This is a genomic window from Acidisphaera rubrifaciens HS-AP3 (assembly GCF_000964365.1).
GTDB classification, from domain to species: domain Bacteria; phylum Pseudomonadota; class Alphaproteobacteria; order Acetobacterales; family Acetobacteraceae; genus Acidisphaera; species Acidisphaera rubrifaciens.
In genome coordinates this window covers 1-5,376 of sequence record NZ_BANB01000212.1, presented here as the reverse complement: position 1 = coordinate 5,376, position 5,376 = coordinate 1, and the positions used below count along the sequence as shown (strand labels likewise).

At 72.9% G+C, this 5,376-nt stretch carries 6 protein-coding genes and 2 tRNA genes; all 8 read left to right on the top strand.

Annotated elements, in window-relative coordinates; genetic code table 11:
* The first annotated feature begins 199 nt into the window (after window positions 1-199).
* The gene (locus B8460_RS21725; RefSeq protein ID WP_158322741.1) at window positions 200-343 is read left to right on the top strand and encodes a hypothetical protein; all 144 of its coding nucleotides are present in this window, start codon (window positions 200-202) and stop codon (window positions 341-343) included.
* A gap of 144 nt (window positions 344-487) precedes the next feature.
* A complete protein-coding gene (locus B8460_RS07315; RefSeq protein WP_048860926.1) occupies window positions 488-1,963 on the top strand; it encodes a cyclic nucleotide-binding domain-containing protein in 1,476 nt (491 codons plus the stop codon).
* A gap of 5 nt (window positions 1,964-1,968) precedes the next feature.
* Complete coding sequence (locus B8460_RS07310; RefSeq protein WP_241771136.1) at window positions 1,969-3,216, top strand: acetoin utilization protein AcuC; 1,248 nt, start codon at window positions 1,969-1,971, stop codon at window positions 3,214-3,216.
* Window positions 3,213-3,713 carry a DUF192 domain-containing protein gene (locus tag B8460_RS07305; RefSeq protein ID WP_048860925.1) on the top strand — a complete coding sequence of 167 codons (501 nt, stop codon included), beginning with the start codon at window positions 3,213-3,215 and terminating at the stop codon, window positions 3,711-3,713. The genes B8460_RS07310 and B8460_RS07305 overlap by 4 nt, the downstream gene beginning before the upstream one ends.
* 110 nt (window positions 3,714-3,823) lie before the next feature.
* A tRNA-Pro gene (locus B8460_RS07300) sits at window positions 3,824-3,900 on the top strand.
* A 72-nt stretch (window positions 3,901-3,972) separates the two neighbouring features.
* Window positions 3,973-4,725: an SDR family oxidoreductase gene (locus tag B8460_RS07295; protein ID WP_048860924.1), complete on the top strand. Its 753-nt coding sequence runs from the start codon at window positions 3,973-3,975 to the stop codon at window positions 4,723-4,725.
* A gap of 52 nt (window positions 4,726-4,777) precedes the next feature.
* Complete coding sequence (locus B8460_RS07290; RefSeq protein ID WP_048860923.1) at window positions 4,778-5,095, top strand: ETC complex I subunit; 318 nt, start codon at window positions 4,778-4,780, stop codon at window positions 5,093-5,095.
* Between the two features lie 19 nt (window positions 5,096-5,114).
* A tRNA-Arg gene (locus tag B8460_RS07285) sits at window positions 5,115-5,191 on the top strand.
* The last annotated feature ends 185 nt before the right edge of the window (window positions 5,192-5,376 follow it).

Here is a 5,376-nt window from a genome sequence, read left to right as displayed (position 1 = left end):
CCGCGCGCGGCTCGCCCGACGCGCCACTCACGCCCCGGCGCCCGTCCCGATGGCTGTCCCGATGGCGCTGGCCGCCGCCGCGCTGGCCGCATAATAGCCCCGCGCCGCGCGCCCGGACGGAACCCGTCACCGCTTCCCACACTTGAGAGCATGGCAATGCCGCACGCATTCGCGTGATGGCGGCGGCGGAGGGCGATTGATGTCGGCACGGATGGCGATGCTTTTGCTGGGCGCAGCCCTGCTGCTGGGAGCGTGCGGCGGACCGCATCCGAACGTCCAGTATCCGTTCTCCCCCTATCAGACGTGCGACGGCGGTCCCTGCCGGCTGGGTGGCGGCTACTAAGGCCGCCCGGCCAGCGGGGCGGCTGGCCCCGCCGCCGCTTGCGCGCTATCCGGGATCGATGCGCGCACCGGCCTTTCTCTCGGTATCGCGGCCGGTGGCCGCCACCTGTCCGACCAGGCGCCCCTTGCCCGCGAACCGCCACGCGTGATCGACAGCACCGCGACGACGGTGCTGCTGGCCGTCTCGACCATCCTGCTGTGCGTCTCGTTCATCGGACCGCGGCTGCGCGCGCACTGGCCGCTATGGCTGCGGGTGCTGGCGCGGGCCGCCACGTTCGTTGCGCTGACGCTGCTGGTGCAGCGGCTGCTCGGCTCGCCGCTCGATCCGCACTACGGCACGACATCCTCCGGACGGCAGTTCTGGGAACAGCTGGTGGAGGCCGGCTGGTGGGTGGTCGCCGCGCGTGCGGCGGTCGGGGTCGCCCGTCTGGTCGTCGTGCTGGAGGACCGGCCGCGCGAGACGCGCATCGTCTCGGACCTGCTGGCCGGCGCCGTCTACATCGCGACCACCCTCGCGATCATCAACTTTGCCTTCGAGGTGCCCATCCGCGGGCTGGTCGCGACGTCCGGCGTGATCGCGATCGTGCTCGGCCTCGCGCTGCAGAACACGCTCTCGGACGTCTTCTCCGGCGTCGCCGTCGGGCTGGAGCGCCCCTACAAGCCGGGCGATCTGCTGTGGGTCGAGGGCGGGATCGAGGGCACGGTCGTCCAGATCAACTGGCGCTCGACGCAGATCTCGACGGTGCATGGCGACGTCGCGGTGGTGCCGAACAGCATCATCGCCAAGTCGCGGCTGGTGAACCGCAGCGCACCGACGCCGCGGCGCGGCGCGTCCGTCGCCTTCACCCTGGATGCCGCCGCGTCGCAGGAGGCTTGCCGTGCCGTCCTGCGGGCCGCCATCATGACCTGCCGCATCCCGTTGGCGGAGCCGGCGCCGGTCGTGGCCTGCATCGGCGCTGCCGGCGACGGCGTGGGCTACGAGATCAGCTACTATGTCGCCACCAGTGACGATCTGCGCGCGGCGCGGACAGAGATCTTCGGCGAGGCGCAACGGCATCTGCGCGCCGCCGGCATCGCGCTCGCGGTCGCCGGCAACGCGGCCCCGCCGCCCGTCGAGCCGCTGAGCCTGGCGGAGCTGCTGGCCGCCTCCGACCTGTTCGGGCTGCTCGAGGAGGCGGACCGCACATTGCTCGCCGAACAGTTCACCGCGCGCACGCTGGAGGTCGGCGACGTGCTGGTGCGCGAGGGCGACGTCGCCGACACCGTCTACATGATCGCCACCGGGGCGGTGGAGGTCACGCGGCCGGAGGCGGGCGGCCGGCGCGTTCTGTACCGGGCCGGACCCGGCGAGAACATCGGCGCGGTCACCATGTTCGCCGGCACGCCCTATACGGCGACCGCCACCGCGCTCACCCCGGGCCGGGCCTATCGCCTCGAAAGGGCCGATATCCGCCGGGTGATAAAGGCGCGACCGGAGCTTCTGACCGCGCTGGAGACGGTGGCGCAGCGCGGGCAGGCGGTCATCAGCCGCAACGCCATCGCGATGGAGGCCGAGCACCTGGCCGAGCCGGACGTCTTCCTCCACCGGCTGCGCACCTTTCTGCGGGTGCTCACGAGCTGAGGGCCGTGGCCGCGGCGCGGCTGGATCAGGCGGGCAGGGCGGGCTATCGGGAGGCGATGAGGGCGGGGGACGGGCGAGACGACACGGCGTCGCCGGGCGGCGCCACCGGCGACGCGGCGGGCGCGGGCACGCCGCCCGACCCGCGCATCCGCCCTGTCTATGTCGGCAGCGAGGTCTATCGCCATTCGACCTATGGCGCCGCGCATCCGCTGGCGATCCCGCGCGTCTCCACCTGCACCGATCTCTGCCGCGCCCTCGGCTGGCTGGACGCCGCGCAGTACGTGGACAGCCCGCGGGCCAGCGCGGCCGCGATCGCGCGCTTCCACGATCCCGCCTATCTCGCCGCGCTGCAGCGCGTGGAGGCGACGCAGATCGCGACCGAGGACGACCGCCACCGCTACGGCATCGCCGCTGCCAACAATCCCGTCTATCCCGAGATCTGGCGCCGCCCGTCCACCTCCGCGGGCGGGGCGATGCTGGCCGCGCGGCTGACGGCCCGCGGCGGCGTCGTCCACTGCCCCGGCGGCGGCACCCATCACGGCCGGGCGGCGCGGGCGTCCGGGTTCTGCTACCTCAACGACCCGGTGCTGCTGATCCTGACCTGGCTCGATCTCGGGCTGGGGCGCGTCGCCTATCTCGACCTCGACGCGCATCACGGCGACGGGGTGCAGGAGGCTTTCGCCGGCGACGACCGGGTGCTGACCATCAGCATCCACGAGGCCGGGCGCTGGCCGCATACCGGGGCGGCGGACGACCGCGCCGGGGGGGCGGCACGCAACCTGCCGGTGCCGCGCGGCCTCAACGACAGCGAACACCGGCTTTTGATCGACACCGCCGTGGTGCCGCTGATCGAGCGCCACCGCCCCGACGCGATTCTGGTGCAGACCGGCGCCGACAGCCTGGAGGAAGACCCGCTCGCCCGGCTGTCGCTGTCCAACAACGCCTATTTCGCCGCGGTGCGGGCGGTGCGCTTCCTCGCCCCCCGGCTCGTGGTGGTGGGCGGCGGCGGCTACAACCCCTACACCGTCGCGCGCTGCTGGGCCGGTATCTGGGGCGTGCTCAACGACATCCCGCTGCCGGTCGCGATCCCGCCGGCGGCGGCTTCTGTGCTGCGCGGGCTGCGCTATAACCGCGCCGCCGGGCGCAACCCGCCGCCGCACTGGATCACCACCCTGCGCGATCCCCCGCGCGAGGGACCGGTGCGCGACGAGGTGCGGGCGCTCGCCGCGCAGAGCATGAAGGATGCCCCATGACCATCCGCCTCTCCCGCCGCCGCCTGCTGTCCGCCGCCGCCGCTCTCGCCGTCGGCGGGGCTGCCGCCCGCGCCCGGGCGCAGGACATCACCAAGGCGCAGCCGGTGCTGCCGCGCGAGAAGCTCGTCATCGTCACCCACGACGGCAAGCGCCACGACTTCATGGTGGAGATGGCCGACACCCCCGCGCAGCAGGAGGTCGGGCTGATGTGGCGCACCTCGGTGCCGGCGGATGGCGGGATGCTGTTCGACTGGGGCATGGCACGGCGCAGCCAGATGTGGATGCGCAACACGCTGGTGCCGCTCGACATGGTCTTCATCGCCCAGGACGGCACCATCGCCGCGATTGCCGAGGACACGGTGCCCCGCAGCCTCGCCATCATCGACAGCGGCAAGCCGGTGCGCGCGACCTTGGAACTGCAGGGCGGCATCACCCGCAAGCTCGACATCCGCGTGGGCGACAAGGTGGAGTGCAAGCTGTTCGGCAATCTGGGCTGATCGGGCCGGCCCGCACGCCTGTCGCCGCCCGCACGCGGGCCGCGCCTCGACCCGGACGACCGCCCGCACGCTTTATGCCGGCGCGTGCGCCGTGCTATGTCGCGCGGTGTCGGGGTGTAGCTCAGCCTGGTAGAGCACTGCGTTTGGGACGCAGGGGCCGGAGGTTCGAATCCTCTCGCCCCGACCAGCGGGCCGCCCTCCCGGCACCGGTCCGCGTCACAACCTGCCGGTCCGCGTCACAACCTGAAAGCAGCGACCCTTGGCCAGCAGACCCGTCCTTCTCGTCACCGGCGGCAGCCAGGGCATCGGCGCCGCCACCGCCCGCCTCGCCGCCGCGCGCGGCTATGCCGTGGGGCTGAGCTTCCTGTCCGCGCGCGACAAGGCGCAGGCGCTGGTGGACGAGATCACCGCCGCCGGCGGCACCGCCATCGCGGTGCAGGCCGACACCGCGAGCGAGGCGTCCATCGTCGCCCTGTTCGCCGCGGTGGACGAGGCGCTCGGCCGTGTCTCGGCGGTGGTCAACAATGCCGGCGTCACCGGCCCGGTGGCGACGCTCGACCGGGTGACCGGAACCATTCTCGACGACGTGATGGGGCCGAACGTGCGCGGCGCGTTCCTCGTGGTGCGCGAGGCGGCGCGGCGCATGGCGACCGATCTCGGCGGCCATGGCGGGGCGATCGTCAACGTCTCCTCCCGCGCCTCCGACCTCGGCGGCGGCGGCGAATGGGTGCACTACGCGGCGTCCAAGGGCGCGGTCGATACCCTCACCCTCGGCGCCGCGCGCGAGCTGGCGCCGCGCGGCATCCGGGTCAACGCCGTCAATCCCGGCCTGATCGACACGGACCTGCACGCCAAGGCCGGCATGCCCGACCGCGTCCATCGCCTCTCGGCCGGCGTGCCGCAGGGACGCCCCGGCACCGCCGACGAGGTGGCCAAGGTTATCCTCTGGCTGCTGTCGGACGAGGCATCCTATGTAAACGGGGCGCTGGTGCCGGTCTCCGGCGGGCGCTAGCACGGCCAACACGGCCCCCCGCACCGAACGGGGCCGGCACGACGGAGCGGACATGCGCGCACGCATCTACCAGAAGCCACGCAACGCCATGCAGTCGGGGTGGGCCGCCACGCACGAATGGGTGCTCGCCTACGAACCCCCGATGGACCCGACCGCGCGGCAGCACCCGGACGCGCTGATGGGCTGGATCGGCGGCGGACGCACGCAGAACCAGGTGCGCCTGACCTTCCCGACGCGCGAGGCCGCGATCGCCTATGCCGACGGCCAGGGCATCGCCTACGAGGTCGAGCCCGCCTCGGCCCGGATCGTGCGGCCCAAATCCTATGCCGACAATTTCCGCTACGGCCGGATCGAGAACTGTACCCACTGACCCGCGCAGCCCCGCGCACGGCCCCTTAGCTCAGTCGGATAGAGCAACGGATTTCTAATCCGTCGGTCGCTGGTTCGAATCCAGCAGGGGTCGCCAGCGGGGTTTCCGCTGCCGGCGCCGGCAGCGGCTTCAACCCCCGGGCCGCGACCGCTATTTCGGAACGGGCGCGGACGGGTTGGCCCGGGTGCCCGGCGGCGGGATGACCGGCATCGGGGCGGCCGTGCCCGGCGTCGCCGGCGCCGTCGTCATCCCGTTGTCCAGCCCGGCCGGCGGCGTGATCA